This is a genomic window from Moorella sp. E308F, from assembly GCF_006538365.1.
Taxonomy (GTDB): Bacteria; Bacillota; DSM-521; order Neomoorellales; family Neomoorellaceae; genus Neomoorella.
In genome coordinates this window covers 365,800-382,647 of the sequence record NZ_BJKN01000003.1, presented here as the reverse complement: position 1 = coordinate 382,647, position 16,848 = coordinate 365,800, and the positions used below count along the sequence as shown (strand labels likewise).

Genomic DNA, 16,848 nt, shown 5'->3' with positions numbered 1-16,848 from the left:
GGCCGGCGCGGCCTAAAAGCTCTCCAGCAGGGATTTTACTACCAGGTACCAGCCGTCGACCAGGACAAAAAGCATGAGTTTAAAGGGTAAGGAGATCATCACCGGCGGTACCATAAACATACCCATGGCCATCAGGGTGCTGGCAATTACCAGGTCGATAATCAGAAAAGGGATGTAGATCAAAAAGCCCATCTGGAAGGCTGTCTTCAGCTCGCTGATGATAAAGGCCGGGATAAGGACGTGCATGGGCACGTCGTCACGGGTGCGGGGCTGGGGCATGCCCGACATACGGACAAATAAGGCCAGGTCTTTTTCCCGCGTTTGGCGGTACATGAATTCCCGCACCGGTTTGGCCCCGGCTGCCAGGGCCTGCTCCTGGGTGATCTGCCCGGCCAGGTACGGGTCAATAGCCTGGGTCTTGACCTGGTTATATACCGGCGCCATGATAAAGAAGGTCAAGAACAGGGCCAGGCCGATCAGCACCTGGTTGGGCGGTGTTTGCTGGGTGGCCAGGGCGCTGCGCACGAAAGACAGGACAATGATAATCCGGGTAAAAGAGGTCATGAGCAGCAGGATGGCCGGCACCAGGGCCAGTACCGTCAGCAGGACCAGGATTCTGACGGTATCCACCAGCTGCCGGGGATCGGTGGCCTGGATTAAACTGTTAATCTCCATGGCCCCTGAACCTCTGCCAGGTTGACAACCATGTGGTTAATAATCCCCTTGGACCCGGTGGGTTAAAAGTTTCCTTTTCCTTTTCCACCAGGGACTGAAGGGGGTACACCGCTACTTCCCCCGCCGTCGCTGTCACCGTCGGGTAATCAGGCAGCTCTGCCAGTAAAACCGGGGCGCCTTCCCCCAGGCCGACCAGGAAATGCCTGTCGCCGCAGCGGACTACCGCCAGGCCGCTTTTACTGTTTAAAGGGAGTCTTTCAACCAGTTCCAGCTGTCCCGGCCCCACGGCCCTTCCCGCAGCCCGGCCCAGGCCCAAGCGGACCGTGGCATAGGCCAGGCCCAGGACCAGGGGTAAAAAGATTACCAACCGCAGCAAAGCCAGGACAAAATCGCGATCCATACCTAGTCCTGCCCTTCTTCCTTTACGTCTGCCAGGTTGTTGATCCTGACGCCAAAGGCATCGTTAATCACCACCACCTCTCCCGTGGCCAGCGGGATACCATTGACCCGGACCTCCACCGCCTCGCCGGCCAGCTTGTTGAGGGTGATAACGGACCCTTCCTTCAGCTCAAGGATCTCTTTAACCGCCAGGCGCGTCCGGCCCAGTTCCGCCACCAGGCGTAAAGGAACATCAGCGATGCGGTCAAAGCTGGCCTTTACCCTGGCTACCGGGGCCGGCTGCAGGGGGGCAAAGCGGGCCTTTTCAATGCGCGGCCGGTCCTCGCCGGCAGCCATGGCCTCTAAAAGTTTCTGGATCTCCTCGTCCGTCAAAGGCATAAACAGACTCTCCTACTGGATGATAAATTCCTCAAAATAAAGACCCTGAACCTGTCCGCCAATAAGCTGCGCATTAATGGCCGTCAAAAGTTCCCGCTTCAGGGCGTCCTCATTTTGCAGGTCATCGGTCTTTTTGCTGCGCAGCACCGAAATAAGGGTATCGCGGATGCGGTAGAGTTTTTCATTGAGTTCTGTAGTCAATCTTGCATCACTATACTCCAGGGTAATCTTCGCCCGCAGGTAGCGGCGCAGGCCCGGATCGGCCAGGTTGACAACAATGGGCTCCAGGCTCATTTTCTGCATAATTACCGACGCCTGTTTGCCGGCCGGTGCCGCTGCTGTCACGCCCTTGCTGCCGCCGAAAAAAAAGTAGTAAAAGTAACCCCCGCTCAAAAGGAGGATTACCAGAAGCAAAGCAATGGTTAACCATGGCCGGCCCTGCTTCTCTTTTTTTTCTGCTTCGTCTCTGGGGGGCATTTCTCCACCTCTTTCTTCACTGCAGCTGTGTCCCGCATCTTACCGGAGCTACTGAGTGGCCCCTATCAGCAATACTACGCGCCGGTTTTCCGCCATATGCTCCGGAGTGTCGTTGGGATAAAGGGGACGGTATTCACCGTAGCCTACGGCTACAAAACGCTCCGGTTTTAAATGATGTTCCTCAATAAAATAGCGCACCACCCGGGCGGCCCGGGCTGTGGACAACTCCCAGTTGGTAGGAAACTGGAGGGTATGGATGGGACGGTTGTCCGTATGGCCTTCGACGCGCACCTCATTGGGTATCCGTACTAAAAGTTCCGCCAGTTTGTCCAGCAACCTGGCAGCCTCGGGCTTTAAATCCGCCTTGCCGGAATCAAAGAGGATACGCTCTTTGATGTCCAGGGCAATGCCCTGTTCCTCGTAGCGCACTTCAACCATAGACTCCAGGCCGCTGGCCGCTAGGAAGTTTTTGACCGTCTGGTAGGTCTCCATCATCTCCCTGGCCCTGGCCAGAGCGGCAGCTGCCTCCGGCGTATCAATATTCTGCGGGTAATCAAGGGGCGCCGGCTCCGTTTCGACGATAGGCGACACACCCCCGTCCAAAATCCCTATTCCCTGGTAGGAAGCAATAAACTGCTGGAATTTTTGCTGGTTTAAAACGGAAAAGGAAAAAAGGAGGACGAAAAAGACCACTAGCTGGGTCATGAGGTCGGAGTATGTAGTCATCCATGCCGGCGCGCCTTCTTCTACCTTCTTTCGCTCCTTTTTGATGGCCATGGTCAGGTCAGTTCCTTCCTCATATTCTTAAATTTGCCTGCCGGTGACTTCTTCCCGGGTTATTTCCCCTGCACTGGCCTGCCGCTGCCGGGGTTTGGCTGGCAGGAAGGAACGCAATCGCTCTTCCAGGATGCGCGGGTTGACGCCGGACTGGATGGAGATGATACCTTCCAGCATCATCTGATGCAGCATCATCTCCTGCTCGCTGCGCAGGCTGAGTTTGCCTGCCAGCGGGATGAAAATCATGTATGCCATGATGGCGCCGTAAAAGGTGGTGATCAGGGCCAGGGCCATGCTGGGCCCCAGGGCCTCCGGTTTATCCAGTTTGGCCAGCATCTGCACCAGGCCCATAAGGGTACCGATCATACCAAAGGCCGGGGCGAGATTCCCCCAGGTTTTAAAGATGGCCTGACCGTTCTCGTGGCGGCGGGCCATATAGGCCATGTCCGTTTCCAGGATCTCCCGGATCATCTCCGGTTCCATGGCGTCAACCATCATCTGGATCCCCTTGCTGAAAAAGGGATCATCCAGCCGATTGGCATCATCCTCCAGAGCGAGCAGCCCTTCCCGCCGGGCCTTGCGGGCCAGCTCGCCAAAAAGCTCAATGAGTTCCTCGGGTTCCATGAGATCGGTGGTAAAGGCCTGTTTTACCGTAGCAAAGACGTTTTTCACATCCTGGAAGCTGAAATTAATCAGGACGGCGGCAAAGGATCCCCCCACCGTCACCATCAGGGAAGGGACACTCCAAAAGATCCTGAGGTTACCACCCAGGACCAGGGCTCCACCCATAAGGCCGATTCCAGCAATAATTCCTATCACGGTCATGAAATCAATGCGCCGCAACCTTTATTCCACCTCATCCTGGGTGCTCGCCGGCTGGAGGATCTGGCGCCGGTAGGCAATAACCCGGGCTATTACTTCATCTGCCGTCTGATTTACTAAAACCTTTTTACCGCTGGTAAGGGTAATAACTGTTTCGGGAACACTCTCGATGCGCTCGATGAGTTCGGCATTGAGGATTATCTCCCGCTTATCCAGGGTGGTAACCTTGATCATATGCATTGCCGCCCTCCTTCGAAAAGAACTTATCACCGGCTGGCTTTGTCTGGCTCGCTCCGTGGTCCTCGCGGAGCGCCCAGCACTCAACTCGTTTGTAATAGGTGTCTCTTCGCAACAAAACCGTTGCGAGTTGAGTGCTGGGTCAGCCAGGGCTTAAGGCGGGGTTCCCGGCCTATTCGGCATTTTTGCCTTTAGAATCCGGCCTCGGACCTCCTGTCCTCGGCCCCGCTTATCATCCCTCGGCACAGCCTGCGGCCGCTTAGCCGCTCAGACCAAGTCGCTCGCTTCAGACAAATGCCAGCCCGGAATTTTCATGCTCTCGATGGTTGCAGCTCCCCGCCATGAGTGGCTCCTTCGAAAATAACGCTTTACAGTCACTACTGTCTCTAAGGCGAAAAGACTAGCGCTTCAGGTTCACCAGCTCCTGGAGCATCTGGTCGGAGATAGTGATGGTCCGGGCGTTGGCCTGGAAGCCGCGCTCGGTAATGATCATGTCGGTAAACTCCTGGGCCAGGTCAACGTTGGACATCTCCAGGGCCGAGGGGATGATGGTGGTGTTAGCCAGGGAGCCTGTACCGGGGGCAAGATCATTACTCGGATCGCCTGAGCTATCCGTTCGAGCGTATAGGTTTTGCCCGACTTTCTCTAATCCCCCCGGATTGGAAAACTTGGCTATACTAATAGGGTTGGCAAGTGTCTGGGCTGTTCCAGTGTTGTCTACATAATGGACGTAGCCCTTATTGTCAATGCTGAAACTCCGGGGCATGGTATCTGGATCGGCCATGTCCGCAATCTGTATCGGACTGCCACCTGTATCCAGCACTTTTAACCCGTCACCATTTACCAGGAAGCCTTCATTGTCAAAATGAAAGGCGCCGGCCCGGGTGTAATATATAGTCGTTCCGTCATCGGGAGTAACCCTGAAGAAGCCGTCCCCCTGGATCATCAAATCCGTCCCGTTGTTGGTGGACGCGGCGGCGCCCTGGGTATGGACGACGTCAATACTGTTCAGGGCGACGCCAAGGCCGATCTGCTGGGGGTTGGTACCGCCCAGGCCGCTGGCATCGCTTGCCGCCCCGCCCCTGAGAGTCTGGTAGAAGACGTCTTTAAAAGTCACTGTGCTCCGCTTGAAACCTACCGTATTAACATTGGCGATGTTGTCGCCGATGACGTCCATGCGCAGCTGGTGGGTACGTAATCCAGAAACACCGGAATAAAGCGAACGCATCATGGTAAATTCCCCCTTTCTTGCATGGGCCGCCTCTGTCAGTCGGCGGCCCCGGGCCTCCCCGCCGGGGTCCGGCCCTACAATAAAACGGCGCTGTCAATATTGGTAAAAACATTCTCCCGCAATTCCTGCCTGCTGGCCGCCGTGATGACCGTACGGTTCTTAATGCTGACCACCAGGGCCAGGTCATCCAGCAAGACCAGGGACTCCCGGGCACCTTTACCGGCGGCCTTGTTCACACCTTGCTCCAGGCGGGCCATTTGCTCCGGTGAGAGATTTATCTTCCGGCTTTCCAGGCGCTCGCTGGCGTGGCGGGAAAACTTCAGGCCCGCCAGTTTTTCATTAAGGATGGCCTGGAAATCCTGACCTGGTCTCTTCCCGGCTGCCGGCACCTTGCCTACCTGGGCGACCGACGGTTTTAAAGCCTGCCCCTCGATGCGGTTCAAAAGCGCTCACCCGCCCTGCACTTTATTGAACCCTGCAACCGGCCCCGGGCGGCCACTTAACCGGCAGGCGCGGTATCCGCCTGGGCTGCGGGCATCGCTACTTCCGCAACGGCCTCTAAAGGTACCTGCTGCCCCCCGACCAGGAGCATGATCCCCTCTGCTGTCCAGCTAATTTTACTGACCGTTCCGGTAAAGGTCTGGTCGTCAACTACGGCCGTTACCTCTTTGCCCATCATGCTTACCGCCTGGAGCATCATGCTCTCCTGCAGGTCCTGCCGCAGCAGGTTGAAATTCTCGTTAAGATTATACATTTGCTCCAGGGCACTGAATTGGGCCATCTGGGCGATAAACTCGGTGTCGCTCACGGGATTTAGAGGATCCTGGTTGGTCAGTTGGGCTGCCAGGAGCTTCAGGAAATCATCTTTGCTCAAGCCATGGGAAGTTACACTGGTAACTGTCTCCGTGCCGGCGGCCGTCACACTGCTGGTGATCACCACTGGTCCCTCCTACTGCTTCAAGGTGTTATTTAAAACGAGCTGGATGGGTTGGTGATAATAGCTACGCCAGGTAATCCAGGCGGTACCAGGAGGCAGAAACTGTTTCCTTTTCCTCATGTCCTGCCCAGCCCGGCATTCCCCGGTACCAGCCCGGTGATCCCCGGCTCTGTTCGCCGCTATCCCCGGCCTGAGAACCGCTGCCGGGTCCTTCACCGCCCACCTGGACCTGGACCTGGTCCAGGCGTAAACCTTGCTGGGCAACAGCCTGGCGCATTTCCGGCACCGCCGCCTGCAGGGCCCGGGCGGCTTCGCTGTTTTCTACCAGCAGGTGCAGGACCAGCCGACCTCCTTCCAGGGTGGCCTTAAGCTTCATATTCCCCAGGCTTTCCGGCTGGAGCTGGATTTCTAATTCCTGCTGGCTGCCGGACCGGCTCATCCGGGCTGAAGCCATGATAGTGGCCAAAACCCCCGGCAGGTTGCTTACAGGTAATACAACCCCACCGGCCTGCTGGCCGTTCCCCGGGAAAAGGGCTGGAAAGCTTCCCTGTCCGGCCCCTATGCTGTCGTTACCGGTTATCCCCGGCCCACCGGCAGTCCCGGTTCCCCTCTGCCCCCTGGCAGGGCTGCTTCCGAGGTCGCGATTAGCAGGGTTAAAGGCATCTTGCACATATGGAGCACCGGCCCAGTCCCCGGCGGCCCGGGCAAATGACGCGCCGCCACCTTTTACCTGGCCCTGTCCTTCGGTTATCCCCTGCGGTTGCGGGAAACCCTCCCTGCTGCCAGGGACCTTTGAGCCGCGCGCGGCCTCTATTTTAGAGCCATAGTCCGGCGCGCCATCTCCCCTGGCCATGAGTACACCTTCCGGCGCAAGGCTTGCCTCTTCCCCCGCTGCTCCGGAGGTACCGGCGGCAGCCAAGACCGCCGCTCCTTCCCCGGCCGCCAGCGCAGCCACTTTTTTGCCCTGGGCAGCTGTGGCCGCCGACGCAGCGAACTTGCCGGTGACAGCCTCAGAGCCGGCTGCTTTCCGGCCGGGAAAAAGGATACCGGGTCCCTCCTTGTTTAAGAGATTAACCTCACCTGCCGGTGCCCCGTTACCCGCCGGCATGTTGCTCCGGTGCGAGTTGCCGGCCCTGGCGGTGGCAGCGGACGCTTTACCAGCAGCTGCATCAGGCTCGCCTGACGCGACAGGATCTCCTGCCGCCTTTTTAGCTCCCTGCTGTCCCGCCGGGGCTTCCTCCTGCTTCAAAGCAACAGACTGGTTTTCGCCTTGCCGGGATTTCACCCCGGACGGTGTCCGGTCTTCACCGGCACCCTCCGGTCCTGTTTCGCGAACCTTGTGGCCCGCCCGGTCCTCCGGCATGGTAGCGGCTTTGCCCCTGCCGGCGCCCCCGGGTCTTACAGCATCGACCTCTTTACCGGCCGTTTCTTGCCAGCCCTCATCTTGCCCGGACAGTTCCTGCCTGCCGGCAAACTGGGTTAAGCCAGGCCGGTGCAGCAGGCCGGCCAGGTAAAGGGCAAAATCGCTTCCTGCGCCTGAACGCCAATCCCGTTCCCGGACCGGGGCTTCCCAGCCGGCAGTTCTTGTTACAGCCTGTACGGTCATTTTTTTCACCCCCTTCCGGCGATGTATATTATTGAAAGGTTATTCACCCGAGCAGCGATGGCAGCGGCTTCCTGCCACCTCATCTATTTGTTTTTGTTCCTCCCGGGCCAGGTCGTAGCGGTAGATAGCCAGCTGGCGGTCGCGCAGGCGGTCCAGGACTTTCCTCTCCCGCATGGCCACCTGCACCTGGTCGCATTTCTCCCTCACTGCCAGCCGAGCCCGGGCCACCTTTTCCTGCTGGCCGGCAATGCGGCTGTCCAGGGCTTCCAGCAGCGCTGCTTCCTGGAGTAAATCACCTGCCGTTAACTCCCCCTGAAGGGCCTGGCGGCAGGCCCGCAGCCGGCGGTAATGTTCCAGGCGCTTCTCTTCTTCTTCCTGGCGGCGGCGGGCCGCGGCCAGCTGCAGTTTTAGCTGTTCCTCCAGGGATGCCTTGTAGGAACGTACCCTTTCCAGGGAAAAGCGAAAACCGGCCACCGGGTAACGCCTCCGAAAATGAAATGGAGAAAATGAGAAGTTAGAGCTGGGATATTATTCTTTAAGTAAATATAGATGACAGCCCGGCCAGGGTGGCGTTAAAATCATAGTATTCATCTACGTCCTGGCGCAGAAAAGACTGGATGGCATCATAATATTGCAGCGCCGCGTCTACCTTCGGGTTTGACCCGTGCTGGTAAGCCCCTATCTCAATTAAATCCTCCGCCTCCTGGTAGGCAGCCAGCAACTCCCGCAGGTATCCCGCTTTATCCTGCTGTTCTCTGGAAGTAATTTCCGGCATAAGGCGGCTGATGCTCTGCAGGACGTCAATGGCCGGGTAGTGGTTCCTGGCCGCCAGCTTCCGGGAAAGGACGATGTGGCCGTCCAGGAGGCCGCGCACAGCATCAGCCACCGGCTCGTTCATATCATCGCCTTCCACCAGCACCGTGTACAGGCCGGTAATGGAACCTTTGGCCCCGTTGCCGGCCCTTTCCACCAGCCGGGGCAGGGAAGCAAAGACGGAAGGGGTATATCCCCTGGTGGCTGGCGGCTCGCCAATGGCCAGCCCCACCTCCCGCTGGGCAATGGCAAAGCGGGTGAGAGAGTCCATCATCAAGAGGACGTTTTGCCCCTGGTCGCGGAAATACTCGGCAATGGCCGTCGCTGTAAAGGCACCTTTAATGCGTACCAGGGCCGGCTGGTCGGAAGTAGCGACCACTACCACAGAACGGGACAGGCCTTCCGGTCCCAGGTCGCCTTCGATAAAGTCCCGTACCTCCCGGCCCCGCTCGCCGATAAGGGCAATGACATTGATATCGGCAGTGCTGTGGCGGGCAATCATCCCCAGCAGGGTGCTCTTGCCCACCCCGCTGCCGGCAAAGATGCCCACCCGCTGGCCGCAGCCGCAGGTGAGGAGGCCGTCGATAGCCTTGATCCCGGTGGCCAGGACCTCTTTAATCCGCCGCCGCGCCAGGGGATGGGGCGGAGAATTGTTGACCGGCTGGAGAGCGTCCCCTGCAAGGGGCCTCCCATCCATCGGCCGTCCGAGGCCGTCCAGGACCCGGCCCATCAGCTCCCTACCCGCCGGGATGAGGTGACCGTGGCCGGCAGCCATCACCCGACAGCCGGGTCCAATGCCCTCCAGCTCCCCCAGGGGCATGAGGAGGGTCACTTCTTCCCGGAAGCCGACCACCTCGGCCACGACAGGGGCCGCACCGTTGTTATAAATATAGCAAAGCTCACCTACGGCAGCCTTGAGGCCCCGGGCTTCGATGGTGAGGCCCGTCACCCGGGTAACTTTGCCTCCCCGGCGCCAGAGGCTAGCTGATGCCAGGCGCTGCCGGTAGGTAGTGAAGTCGATGGCCAGGCTCACGGCCGACCACCCGCCCGGAAAAAGGCCTCTCCTGCAGGTGCTGCATGAGCAGCACGGGCGTCCAACCGGAAGATCTTTTTCAGTTCTTCCAGCTGGCTGTCGACGCCGGCGTCGATAAAGCCGTTTTCCGTCTCTACCCGGCATCCCCCAGCCTTAAAGCTCGGGTCGGCAATTACCTGGAGCCGCGCCCCCGGCGCTGCTTCCGCCAGGAGTTCGGCCCGGCGCTGCCGGATAGTCCCGGCTGCCTCCGGGGAGGCGTAAATTATGTAATTCTGCCCCTCGGCCACCTGGCGGATTGCCTGGCGGGCCATTTCTACCACCAGGTCCGGCCGCAGTTCTATTTCCTGGCCTATTATTTTACTGGCAATGGCCAGGGCCAGTTCGATAATGTCACCCTCAGCGGCGCTGATTGTTTCCTGATAAGCCCTCTGCGCTTCTGCCAGAACCTGCCGGGCTTCTTCCCGGGCGGCTTCGGCCTCCCGGCGGATACTAAGAGCTTCCTCCTCCGCCCGGGACAGGCCCTCCTGATAGCCCTTGGCCTCCCCGGCAGCACGCCCCTCTTCCAGGGCTTTCTGCCTCTCCTCCAAGGCTGCCTCCCTAATGGCCGCCGCCTCCCGGCGGGCCTGCTCCAGGATGGCGGCCGCCTTTTCCCGGGCAGCAGTCACTTCCTGGGCGGCAGCTTCCACTACGGTCCGGTCTTCGGGACTACCTGTCTCTTGCTCTCCGGTTAAATCTATAGCTGAATCCACCTGCAGGGTGCGCAGGGGGATCTCTCTTTCACCCCCATCAGTTCCAGCTTTTTTGAGTATCCTAGACAACAATGGCGTCTTCGCCTCCCCGGGCGATGATAATCTCGCCGGCTTCGTCTAGACGCCGGATAATCTGGACAATACGCTGCTGGGCTTCTTCCACATCCCGCAGGCGCGCCGGCCCCATGTACTCGATATCCTCTCTGAGCATCTCGCCGGCCCGCTTGGAGAGGTTGCGGTAAATGCGGTTGGCCACTTCTTCGCTGGCCGCCTTGAGGGCCAGGGCCAGGTCTTTGAGATCGACTTCCCTGAGAACCCTGCGGATTGAGGTATCATCCAGGGTCAGGATGTCTTCAAAGACAAACATGCGCTTGCGGATCTCGTCGGCCAGTTCAGGGTCATCCTGTTCCAGAGCTTCCAGGATGGTCCGCTCAGTGCTGCGGTCGGCCCGGTTCAAGATGTCCACCAGGCTTTTTAAACCGCCGGCCACGGCAAAGTCCTGCTCCACCAGGGAGGACAAACGCTGTTCCATGATGCTCTCCAGCTCCCGCAGCGTTTCCGGGGAAGCCCGCTCCATGAGGGCAATCCTTTTGGCCACGTCGGCCTGTACCTGGTCCGGCAGGGCACCCAACACTATCGCTGCCTGCTCGGGTTCCAGGTAGGCCAGGATCAGGGCTATAGTCTGGGGATGCTCGTTGTAAATAAAGTTCACCAGCTGCTTGGGGTCGGCCTTGCGGATCATATTGAAAGGCCGGATTTTGGAAGTGGCCATAAGTTTTTTTATAATTTCCGAAGCCCGCGCCGGCCCCAGGGTTTTTTCCAGCACCTCGCGGGCATATTTCATCCCTCCCTGGAGGATGAACGTATGGGCATCGCTTAGCTGCAGGAACTCATCGACAATCTGCTGCATGGTTGCCGGGTCGATAGAGGTAGTGTTGGCAATCTGGTAAGTAATGCGCTCAATATCTTCCTGGGCCATTTGTTTTAAAATTAAAGATGATAACTCCGGCCCGATGGTAATCAAAAAAATCGCTGCCTTTTCCAGGCCGGAAAGAGCTTTCTGCTTCGCCAATCAAGCCACCCCTAGTCCTCCGCCAGCCAGGCCCTGATAAGTAAGGCTGCATCCTCCGGCCGCTGGCGGATGATTTCCCGTAAGCGCTCCAGTTTGGCCTTGCGTTCGGCTTCCTGGCGTTCTTTTTCCACATCCACCGGTTCTACCGGCTCAACTACCAGGGGTTCTACCGGTACACCAGCCTGCATGCCAGCTGTTAATGCCGCGCCGGGGAGCCCCGCTTGTAAAGTCTTCTGTCGCCGGCGGCGTAACAGAAGCATGACCAGCACCACCAGTAAGAGCAAGCCCCCCAGCCCTGCCGCTCCCCAGAGAAGGTACTGCTGGAGCAGTTGCTGGCGCTGCTGCCGGGCCTCCATCTCCGCCGCCATCTGCTGCTGCAGGGAGTTGTCAAAGGGTATTGGTTCAACGTTAATCTGATCGCCCCGGGCCTGGTCGAAGCCTATAGCAGCGGCGACGATATTTTGTATTTGGGTTCTCAGGGCCGGGGTCACCGGGCCGTTGACAGCCACCGCCGTAGAAAGCCGCCTTACCTGGCCGGGAGCCACGATGGTATGGGTCTGGGTCTGGTCAAGCTCATAGTTATGAACAGTATCGGATTTATTATAATTCCCCGTTGCCGGGTTAAGGGCCTGGTATACCGGAGGCTGGGTGTTGGCCGGCGTCCCCGCCGGTCCACCGGTGCCGCCGGTACTGCCCTGCTCCGTTTTAACTTGCTCGCTCCTCAAAGCGCCTTCCTTGCCCCACACCGTCTGCTTAATTTCCTGCTGGTCGAAGTTCAGGTCGGCGGTGACCATGGCCACAGCTTTACCTGGACCCAGGATCTGGGTCAGCATGGCTTGCAATCGCTGTTCCAGGTCCCTTTCATACTGTCTCTTCAGTTCCATCTGGATTTGTTGCTTCTGGCTTAAGGGCGCCGCGTCGCTGCCGGCCAGGCCGTCACTCAAGACGTTGCCGTACATATCAATAACGCGGATATTCTCGAGCTTGAGGCCCGCTACGCTGGCCGCCACCAGCTCCATGATGCCCTTGACCTGTTCCGGTTTTAAACGGGCCAGGGGTTTAAGTTTTAGCATTACCGCCGCCGAAGGCGGCTGCTGTTCCTGTAGAAAGACGCTGGGCTGGGGAATGACCAGGTGCACCCTGGCGTCTTCCACTTCGTCCAGGGCAACGATGGTCCGCCGCAGCTCTTCCTGGAGGGCGCGCTGGTAATCTAGATTGCGCTCAAAATCGGTCATCCCCAGCTTGTTCTGGTCAAAGAGTTCAAACCCCTGGCCGCTGTTTAAAACCCCGGCACTGGCCAGGTCCAGGCGCAGCTGGTAGAGCTGGTCCTTGGGCACCAGGATGGTCGTCCCCTCGCCGGCCAGCCGGTAGGGCACCTTCATTTCTTTCAACTTTTCCACTACCGCCGCCGCATCACGCTGCTGCAAATTGGTAAACAGTGGTGCGTACTGGGGCTTCAGCAGCCACTGCAGCAAAAAGGCGCCACCCAGCAGAGCGGCTATACTGATGGCCAGGAGGGCCGAACGCCGCCCGGGAGTTAAACCCTGCCAGAAATTTTTTATCCTGTCCAGAATTTGTTTAAGCTTCATTTTGAGCTCCCGGAAGGCAATATTGCTTTGCTAACCATAATTAATATCACTACCAGGAAAAATGCCTCCCCTGCACCTAACTTTCACCGCCTGCCGCACCGCCCCCTGCCGGTCCAGGGCAAGCAACTGCTCTCCCCTCAAGTGCCGCGCTGCTGCCGACCCGGCTCAAGGACGGCACTAGAACTGCATGCGGGAGATTTCCTGGTAAGCCTCCACGACCTTATTGCGCACCTGCACGGCCAGCTGGAGGGAAAGGTTGGCCTGTTCCAGGGCCAGCATGACCTGGTGAACGTCCTCGATTTTACCGGCCAGGTACTCCTGGGTGAGGGCATCGGCCTGCTGCTGCAGGGTATTGATTTCCCCCAGTTTTTCCATCAGGATTTCTGCAAAAGACCCGGCTACGGCTCCTGTACCCTGGGGAACGGGCCGGGACTGCTGGCTCTCCTGAAGGGGAGCCGGCATTAAAAGGGATACAGGTGAAAGGAGCATGTGCATTTTCCTCCTGAAAGTTATAACCCAGCTTCCTTCAGGCTGGAGGGTACAGCCTCCGGGCTCCGGTGGTTCTCAGCTAGCAAACTTAGCGCTCAGCCTTGCTCGGCGGCGGGGGTGGCTAAACTTTTGGCGTTTCAATCATGCATCACGGGGTGTGCTACTTCTTATTCCTAAGCCACGTTACGATCCCCATCCCGTTCACCGCCGCCTCGCTACGGCTTCGCTGAGTTTGCTGACGCCTCGAACCAAGTCGCCCTCCGCCTGTACCCTCCAGCCCCTTTTCCCAGCCATATATTTTCATACTTCATGGCTGGGGCGGCAGCCATACCATACCTCTAACGCCCGATCTCCAGGGCCTTCATGGTCATGGCCTTGGCCGCATTAAGGACGGTGACGTTGGCCTCATAGGCCCTGGTGGCGGTGATCATGTCCACCATTTCATTAACGATATTGATATTGGGCAATGCCACATAACCATCAGGGTCGGCATCCGGGTGCGACGGGTCGTATACCAGGCGGGGCGGCGTGTTATCCTCAACAATAGCCGCGACCTCCACTCCCCTGCCCGGAGCCTGGTCCGGCGACTGTCCCAGCGCTTCCCGCAGTTTCTCCGCAAAAACCGGCACCTGCCGCCGGTAGGGGCCGCCCCGGGGTGTCCTGGTGGTATTGATATTGGCTAGATTGTTGGCAATTAGGTCCAGGCGCAGGCGCTCGGCCGTAAGGCCGGAAGCGCTGATAGCCAGGGCCGGCAATAATTCCACCCCTACCGCCTCCCTTCGTTAATCACATAGCGCAGCATGGCCAGCCGGCCGTTTAGCTGCTGGACGGCAAAGTTAAAGTTCAAGCTGTTCTGGGCCAGGTCGACCATCTCCCGGTCGATATCTACGTTATTGCCGTCCTGACGCATCGTGGTGCTGTTATCCTGATTAACCTCCGGGGTAAGATCCAGACTGGCTGACGGCAGATGATAGGGGTTCGTACGGTACAGGGTTAGACCCGGCTCCAGTCCCAGGGCCTGGCCGAGTTTCTCTTCAAAGGAGACATCATAGCGCTTGAAGCCCGGGGTATTGACGTTGGCGATGTTGTGGGCGATGACCCGCTGGCGTAAAGCCGCCGTGTCCAGGGCCTTTTCCAGGACATATAAAGCCGGCGTCATAAACATCCAGGTTTCCCCCTCTTTCCCGGAAAAACGATATTTTTCTCCAGCGGTTACCACTTTAGCATTTCTATGGGAATTTGGGTATCGGGCTTAAGGCCCAAATTAGTCTGGGACTTTAGTCCTAAAAGAAAAGCCCGTTTACCGGGCGTCTCAAAGGAACCGGGAACGGCGGCCTGGCAGTCATAGTCCTTCACCCCGGGGCTAGAAACAAGAAGCGTACAAGCCCTGCCCCGGAAGACACGGACCTTAGACCCATGGCTTTGCGCGCATCCCCTTTCGGAGAGCTTGCCCTTGACGCCCGGAGTAAGAAAATTTTACCGTTGTATTTTCGATATTTATTCAACACGATTTGCCAAATTCCTGCATGTCGGGAGAAAATCAACCAAAAAAATGAGCCGTTCCACCCCTCCGGGAACAGCTTCCTATTTTTCTTTCCTCTAAAGATTTCGCTTCCAACTGTGGTATAATATAGCCATCCCAACCGGCCTGGGATTCGGTATAGATACGACAATCATCCTGGAAAGGATATAGGGCTATAATATATAACATTAAGGGAAGGACAGAAGAAAGGGGGGTCTAAAGAATGGCGGCAGTCGAGGTTCCTCGCCGACGTTTTACTGTTGAGGAGTTTTACCAGATGGCCCGGGCAGGCATCCTGGGAGAAGACGACCGGGTAGAGCTGATCGAGGGGGAGATTATAGAGATGGTGCCGATAGGGACCAGGCACGCCGCGTGTGTCAGACGGCTGCTTCATATCTTTAGCACCAAAATAGGCGATAATGCCCTGGTAGACACCAACAACCCTTTACGCCTGGACCAACACTCGGAACCCCAGCCTGACTTGATGTTGCTTAAGGCCCGTGATGATTATTATGCTTCTTTCCACCCCCGGCCGGAGGACGTATTGTTGTTAGTCGAGGTGTCCGACACTTCGATGGCTTATGACCGCGAAGTAAAGGCAAACCTCTATGCAAAGGGTGGGGTTAAGGAAGTATGGCTGGTTAACCTGCAGGCGCAGCAGGTGACTGCCTATCGCCTGCCTTCGCCCTCCGGGTATAGAGAGGTTAAAGAATACGGGCGCGGCGACCATATTTCACCGCTGGCTTTCCCGGGGCTAAACATTCCCGTCCAGGATATTTTACCGGGAGATTAGCCCCGGGCTTTTACCGCTTTCCCCGCACCCGTTTCTTCATCTACTTGATTAAACTCATCCTCACCTGCTGGTGCCTTTCTTGCCGGCAGCTTTCCAGCTGCAGGCGCCGCAGGATTACCATATCCCCCTGCACTTCCACAGCCACGTGATCGCCCGTTTCCCATCCCAGCTGCTGCCGGATCTCTTTCGGGATAACTACCTGCCCCCGGCTTGATAGTTTTGTTATTTCAATCTGCTTGCTCATGGTCTTCCTTCTCCTGCCCCCGCTCGCTGCCCCTTCTTAACTCATAGCCGCCGGTCCAGACACCGGGGTACAGCGGTTTTATTTTCCCGTCTGTAGGCCCGGGCCATTTGCCGGGCTGTTTGTACCTGCTCCAATTCCAACTTAATCGCTGCCATAGCTTTTTGTATATTTTTTAGATTAGCTTCCTGCAAATGCCGGCATTCCTCCCAAAGGGATCGCACCTGCCGGGTAGCCCCGGCCAGCTCCTGGCGGGTTGCCTCTGGCAGGAACTCAATCTTTTCCCACTCCAGAGCTTCACACCCTGAAACTAATACCAGGAATTCTTCAAGCTGCCGGGTAGCCTGCCGCGCCCGGGTCAGCCTTTCCCTCCAGGAAGCGGCTTCTGCTATGAGATTATTTAATTCATCCCAGACGCCGGCTTGAATGGCTTGCTGTTGTTGCTCTAAGTTTTGCTGCCATACCTGCATCAGTTCTATTTCCTGATAATACGCCTGCAAAAGCCGCCTGGCCACTATTTCTATCTCGCTCATTATCAGCCCTGCCAGTTCATCCCAACTCTGGTGCGATAATCGTGGGACTGGTATTTTTTTGTCGCTTCTTCCCAGGTGTCGCGCAGCTGCTGTAACAGGTCGATTACTTCATTAATCATAGTTGCGCTCTTTTTTACGTTAGCCTGGACCAGGTGACGATACATGAAGTCGTAAAGCTTATAGAGGTTCTCTGCAATTTCTCCTACATCCCTGTTTAAGGTCGCCATCAGTTCGCTCAGGATATCCTGGGCCCGGCCCAGGCTATTGCTTACTCCGGCATAATCCTTTTTTTCCATAGCAACCAGCCCCTGGCGGCAAAAGCGCAAGGCTCCATCATAAAGCATCAGCACCAGCTTTTCCTGGGACAAGGTTTGGACAAGGTTTTGTTGATAAGTCTGGTACGGATTATTTACAGCCATAAGTTGCACCTCGTTCTCTATCCGCATTTCGGCGTATACTGCTGTTCAAGCCTGTC

The 16,848-nt window shown here is 57.6% G+C and carries 23 protein-coding genes and 1 riboswitch; of the genes, 1 reads left to right on the top strand and 22 read right to left on the bottom strand.

Annotated features, from left to right (window positions below):
* Positions 1 to 12: 12 nt before the first annotated feature.
* The 19 genes from fliP to flgB form a co-directional block, all read right to left on the bottom strand.
* Positions 13 to 675 carry a flagellar type III secretion system pore protein FliP gene (gene fliP, locus E308F_RS14665; protein ID WP_141265636.1) on the bottom strand — a complete coding sequence of 221 codons (663 nt, stop codon included), beginning with the start codon at positions 673 to 675 and terminating at the stop codon, positions 13 to 15.
* On the bottom strand, positions 665 to 1,075 hold the full coding sequence (locus E308F_RS14660; protein WP_141265635.1) for a FliO/MopB family protein: 411 nt from the start codon (positions 1,073 to 1,075) through the stop codon (positions 665 to 667). Before E308F_RS14660 ends, fliP begins: the two co-directional genes overlap by 11 nt.
* Positions 1,076 to 1,077: 2 nt before the next feature.
* Complete coding sequence (gene fliN, locus E308F_RS14655) at positions 1,078 to 1,452, bottom strand: flagellar motor switch protein FliN (RefSeq protein ID WP_141265634.1); 375 nt, start codon at positions 1,450 to 1,452, stop codon at positions 1,078 to 1,080.
* A 12-nt stretch (positions 1,453 to 1,464) separates the two neighbouring features.
* Complete coding sequence (locus E308F_RS14650; protein ID WP_141265633.1) at positions 1,465 to 1,929, bottom strand: flagellar basal body-associated FliL family protein; 465 nt, start codon at positions 1,927 to 1,929, stop codon at positions 1,465 to 1,467.
* Between the two features lie 48 nt (positions 1,930 to 1,977).
* Positions 1,978 to 2,706 (bottom strand): OmpA family protein, encoded by a 729-nt coding sequence (locus tag E308F_RS14645; RefSeq protein ID WP_141265632.1) that lies wholly within the window; start codon positions 2,704 to 2,706, stop codon positions 1,978 to 1,980.
* A gap of 27 nt (positions 2,707 to 2,733) precedes the next feature.
* A complete protein-coding gene (locus E308F_RS14640; protein WP_141265631.1) occupies positions 2,734 to 3,549 on the bottom strand; it encodes a motility protein A in 816 nt (271 codons plus the stop codon).
* 3 nt (positions 3,550 to 3,552) lie between these two features.
* Complete coding sequence (locus tag E308F_RS14635) at positions 3,553 to 3,768, bottom strand: flagellar FlbD family protein (RefSeq protein WP_277997536.1); 216 nt, start codon at positions 3,766 to 3,768, stop codon at positions 3,553 to 3,555.
* A 397-nt stretch (positions 3,769 to 4,165) separates the two neighbouring features.
* A complete protein-coding gene (locus E308F_RS14630; RefSeq protein WP_141265630.1) occupies positions 4,166 to 4,996 on the bottom strand; it encodes a flagellar hook-basal body complex protein in 831 nt (276 codons plus the stop codon).
* 74 nt (positions 4,997 to 5,070) lie between these two features.
* Complete coding sequence (locus tag E308F_RS14625) at positions 5,071 to 5,439, bottom strand: TIGR02530 family flagellar biosynthesis protein (protein ID WP_141265629.1); 369 nt, start codon at positions 5,437 to 5,439, stop codon at positions 5,071 to 5,073.
* Between the two features lie 56 nt (positions 5,440 to 5,495).
* Complete coding sequence (locus tag E308F_RS14620; RefSeq protein WP_253260489.1) at positions 5,496 to 5,933, bottom strand: flagellar hook capping FlgD N-terminal domain-containing protein; 438 nt, start codon at positions 5,931 to 5,933, stop codon at positions 5,496 to 5,498.
* 64 nt (positions 5,934 to 5,997) lie between these two features.
* On the bottom strand, positions 5,998 to 7,539 hold the full coding sequence (locus E308F_RS14615; RefSeq protein WP_141265627.1) for a flagellar hook-length control protein FliK: 1,542 nt from the start codon (positions 7,537 to 7,539) through the stop codon (positions 5,998 to 6,000).
* Positions 7,540 to 7,578: 39 nt separating this feature from the next.
* Positions 7,579 to 8,013, bottom strand: coding sequence for a flagellar export protein FliJ (fliJ, locus tag E308F_RS14610; protein WP_141265626.1), 435 nt, complete (start codon positions 8,011 to 8,013; stop codon positions 7,579 to 7,581).
* A 61-nt stretch (positions 8,014 to 8,074) separates the two neighbouring features.
* Positions 8,075 to 9,385 carry a flagellar protein export ATPase FliI gene (fliI, locus tag E308F_RS14605; protein WP_141265625.1) on the bottom strand — a complete coding sequence of 437 codons (1,311 nt, stop codon included), beginning with the start codon at positions 9,383 to 9,385 and terminating at the stop codon, positions 8,075 to 8,077.
* Positions 9,382 to 10,206 carry a FliH/SctL family protein gene (locus tag E308F_RS14600; protein ID WP_172613977.1) on the bottom strand — a complete coding sequence of 275 codons (825 nt, stop codon included), beginning with the start codon at positions 10,204 to 10,206 and terminating at the stop codon, positions 9,382 to 9,384. The genes fliI and E308F_RS14600 overlap by 4 nt, the downstream gene beginning before the upstream one ends.
* On the bottom strand, positions 10,196 to 11,206 hold the full coding sequence (fliG, locus tag E308F_RS14595; RefSeq protein ID WP_141265624.1) for a flagellar motor switch protein FliG: 1,011 nt from the start codon (positions 11,204 to 11,206) through the stop codon (positions 10,196 to 10,198). Before fliG ends, E308F_RS14600 begins: the two co-directional genes overlap by 11 nt.
* An 11-nt stretch (positions 11,207 to 11,217) precedes the next feature.
* Positions 11,218 to 12,795 (bottom strand): flagellar basal-body MS-ring/collar protein FliF, encoded by a 1,578-nt coding sequence (gene fliF, locus E308F_RS14590; protein ID WP_141265623.1) that lies wholly within the window; start codon positions 12,793 to 12,795, stop codon positions 11,218 to 11,220.
* 177 nt (positions 12,796 to 12,972) lie between these two features.
* Positions 12,973 to 13,284: a flagellar hook-basal body complex protein FliE gene (fliE, locus tag E308F_RS14585; protein WP_141265622.1), complete on the bottom strand. Its 312-nt coding sequence runs from the start codon at positions 13,282 to 13,284 to the stop codon at positions 12,973 to 12,975.
* A 338-nt stretch (positions 13,285 to 13,622) separates the two neighbouring features.
* Complete coding sequence (gene flgC / locus E308F_RS14580) at positions 13,623 to 14,048, bottom strand: flagellar basal body rod protein FlgC (protein WP_141265621.1); 426 nt, start codon at positions 14,046 to 14,048, stop codon at positions 13,623 to 13,625.
* A 2-nt stretch (positions 14,049 to 14,050) separates the two neighbouring features.
* The gene (flgB, locus tag E308F_RS14575) at positions 14,051 to 14,449 is read right to left on the bottom strand and encodes a flagellar basal body rod protein FlgB (RefSeq protein ID WP_141265620.1); all 399 of its coding nucleotides are present in this window, start codon (positions 14,447 to 14,449) and stop codon (positions 14,051 to 14,053) included.
* 161 nt (positions 14,450 to 14,610) lie between these two features.
* Positions 14,611 to 14,746: riboswitch (cyclic di-GMP riboswitch) on the bottom strand.
* A 283-nt stretch (positions 14,747 to 15,029) separates the two neighbouring features.
* Here flgB and E308F_RS14570 point away from each other — a divergent pair.
* A complete protein-coding gene (locus E308F_RS14570) occupies positions 15,030 to 15,599 on the top strand; it encodes a Uma2 family endonuclease (RefSeq protein ID WP_141265619.1) in 570 nt (189 codons plus the stop codon).
* A 40-nt stretch (positions 15,600 to 15,639) separates the two neighbouring features.
* Here the strand turns inward: E308F_RS14570 and E308F_RS14565 are convergent, their stop codons facing one another.
* From E308F_RS14565 to fliS, 3 genes are read right to left on the bottom strand one after another with little or no spacing between them, the layout of a single operon-like run.
* Positions 15,640 to 15,843: an AbrB/MazE/SpoVT family DNA-binding domain-containing protein gene (locus E308F_RS14565; protein WP_141265618.1), complete on the bottom strand. Its 204-nt coding sequence runs from the start codon at positions 15,841 to 15,843 to the stop codon at positions 15,640 to 15,642.
* Between the two features lie 41 nt (positions 15,844 to 15,884).
* Entirely contained in the window at positions 15,885 to 16,373 is a 489-nt protein-coding gene (gene flgN, locus E308F_RS14560; RefSeq protein ID WP_141265617.1) for a flagellar export chaperone FlgN, read from the bottom strand.
* A gap of 2 nt (positions 16,374 to 16,375) precedes the next feature.
* Entirely contained in the window at positions 16,376 to 16,792 is a 417-nt protein-coding gene (gene fliS / locus E308F_RS14555; protein ID WP_141265616.1) for a flagellar export chaperone FliS, read from the bottom strand.
* Positions 16,793 to 16,848 lie beyond the last annotated feature (56 nt).

Excerpts from the sequence above, each read along its gene's own strand:
- fliE (WP_141265622.1), bottom strand. The coding sequence starts at position 13,284 with ATGCTCCTTTCACCTGTATCCCTTTTAATGCCGGCTCCCCTTCAGGAG.
- fliN (WP_141265634.1), bottom strand. The coding sequence starts at position 1,452 with ATGCCTTTGACGGACGAGGAGATCCAGAAACTTTTAGAGGCCATGGCT.
- E308F_RS14615 (WP_141265627.1), bottom strand. The coding sequence starts at position 7,539 with ATGACCGTACAGGCTGTAACAAGAACTGCCGGCTGGGAAGCCCCGGTC.
- fliF (WP_141265623.1), bottom strand. The coding sequence starts at position 12,795 with ATGAAGCTTAAACAAATTCTGGACAGGATAAAAAATTTCTGGCAGGGT.
- E308F_RS14645 (WP_141265632.1), bottom strand. The coding sequence starts at position 2,706 with ATGGCCATCAAAAAGGAGCGAAAGAAGGTAGAAGAAGGCGCGCCGGCA.
- E308F_RS14630 (WP_141265630.1), bottom strand. The coding sequence starts at position 4,996 with ATGATGCGTTCGCTTTATTCCGGTGTTTCTGGATTACGTACCCACCAG.
- E308F_RS14565 (WP_141265618.1), bottom strand. The coding sequence starts at position 15,843 with ATGAGCAAGCAGATTGAAATAACAAAACTATCAAGCCGGGGGCAGGTA.
- E308F_RS14570 (WP_141265619.1), top strand. The coding sequence starts at position 15,030 with ATGGCGGCAGTCGAGGTTCCTCGCCGACGTTTTACTGTTGAGGAGTTT.
- flgB (WP_141265620.1), bottom strand. The coding sequence starts at position 14,449 with ATGTTTATGACGCCGGCTTTATATGTCCTGGAAAAGGCCCTGGACACG.
- fliP (WP_141265636.1), bottom strand. The coding sequence starts at position 675 with ATGGAGATTAACAGTTTAATCCAGGCCACCGATCCCCGGCAGCTGGTG.
- E308F_RS14635 (WP_277997536.1), bottom strand. The coding sequence starts at position 3,768 with ATGCATATGATCAAGGTTACCACCCTGGATAAGCGGGAGATAATCCTC.
- flgN (WP_141265617.1), bottom strand. The coding sequence starts at position 16,373 with ATGAGCGAGATAGAAATAGTGGCCAGGCGGCTTTTGCAGGCGTATTAT.
- E308F_RS14650 (WP_141265633.1), bottom strand. The coding sequence starts at position 1,929 with ATGCCCCCCAGAGACGAAGCAGAAAAAAAAGAGAAGCAGGGCCGGCCA.
- fliS (WP_141265616.1), bottom strand. The coding sequence starts at position 16,792 with ATGGCTGTAAATAATCCGTACCAGACTTATCAACAAAACCTTGTCCAA.
- E308F_RS14660 (WP_141265635.1), bottom strand. The coding sequence starts at position 1,075 with ATGGATCGCGATTTTGTCCTGGCTTTGCTGCGGTTGGTAATCTTTTTA.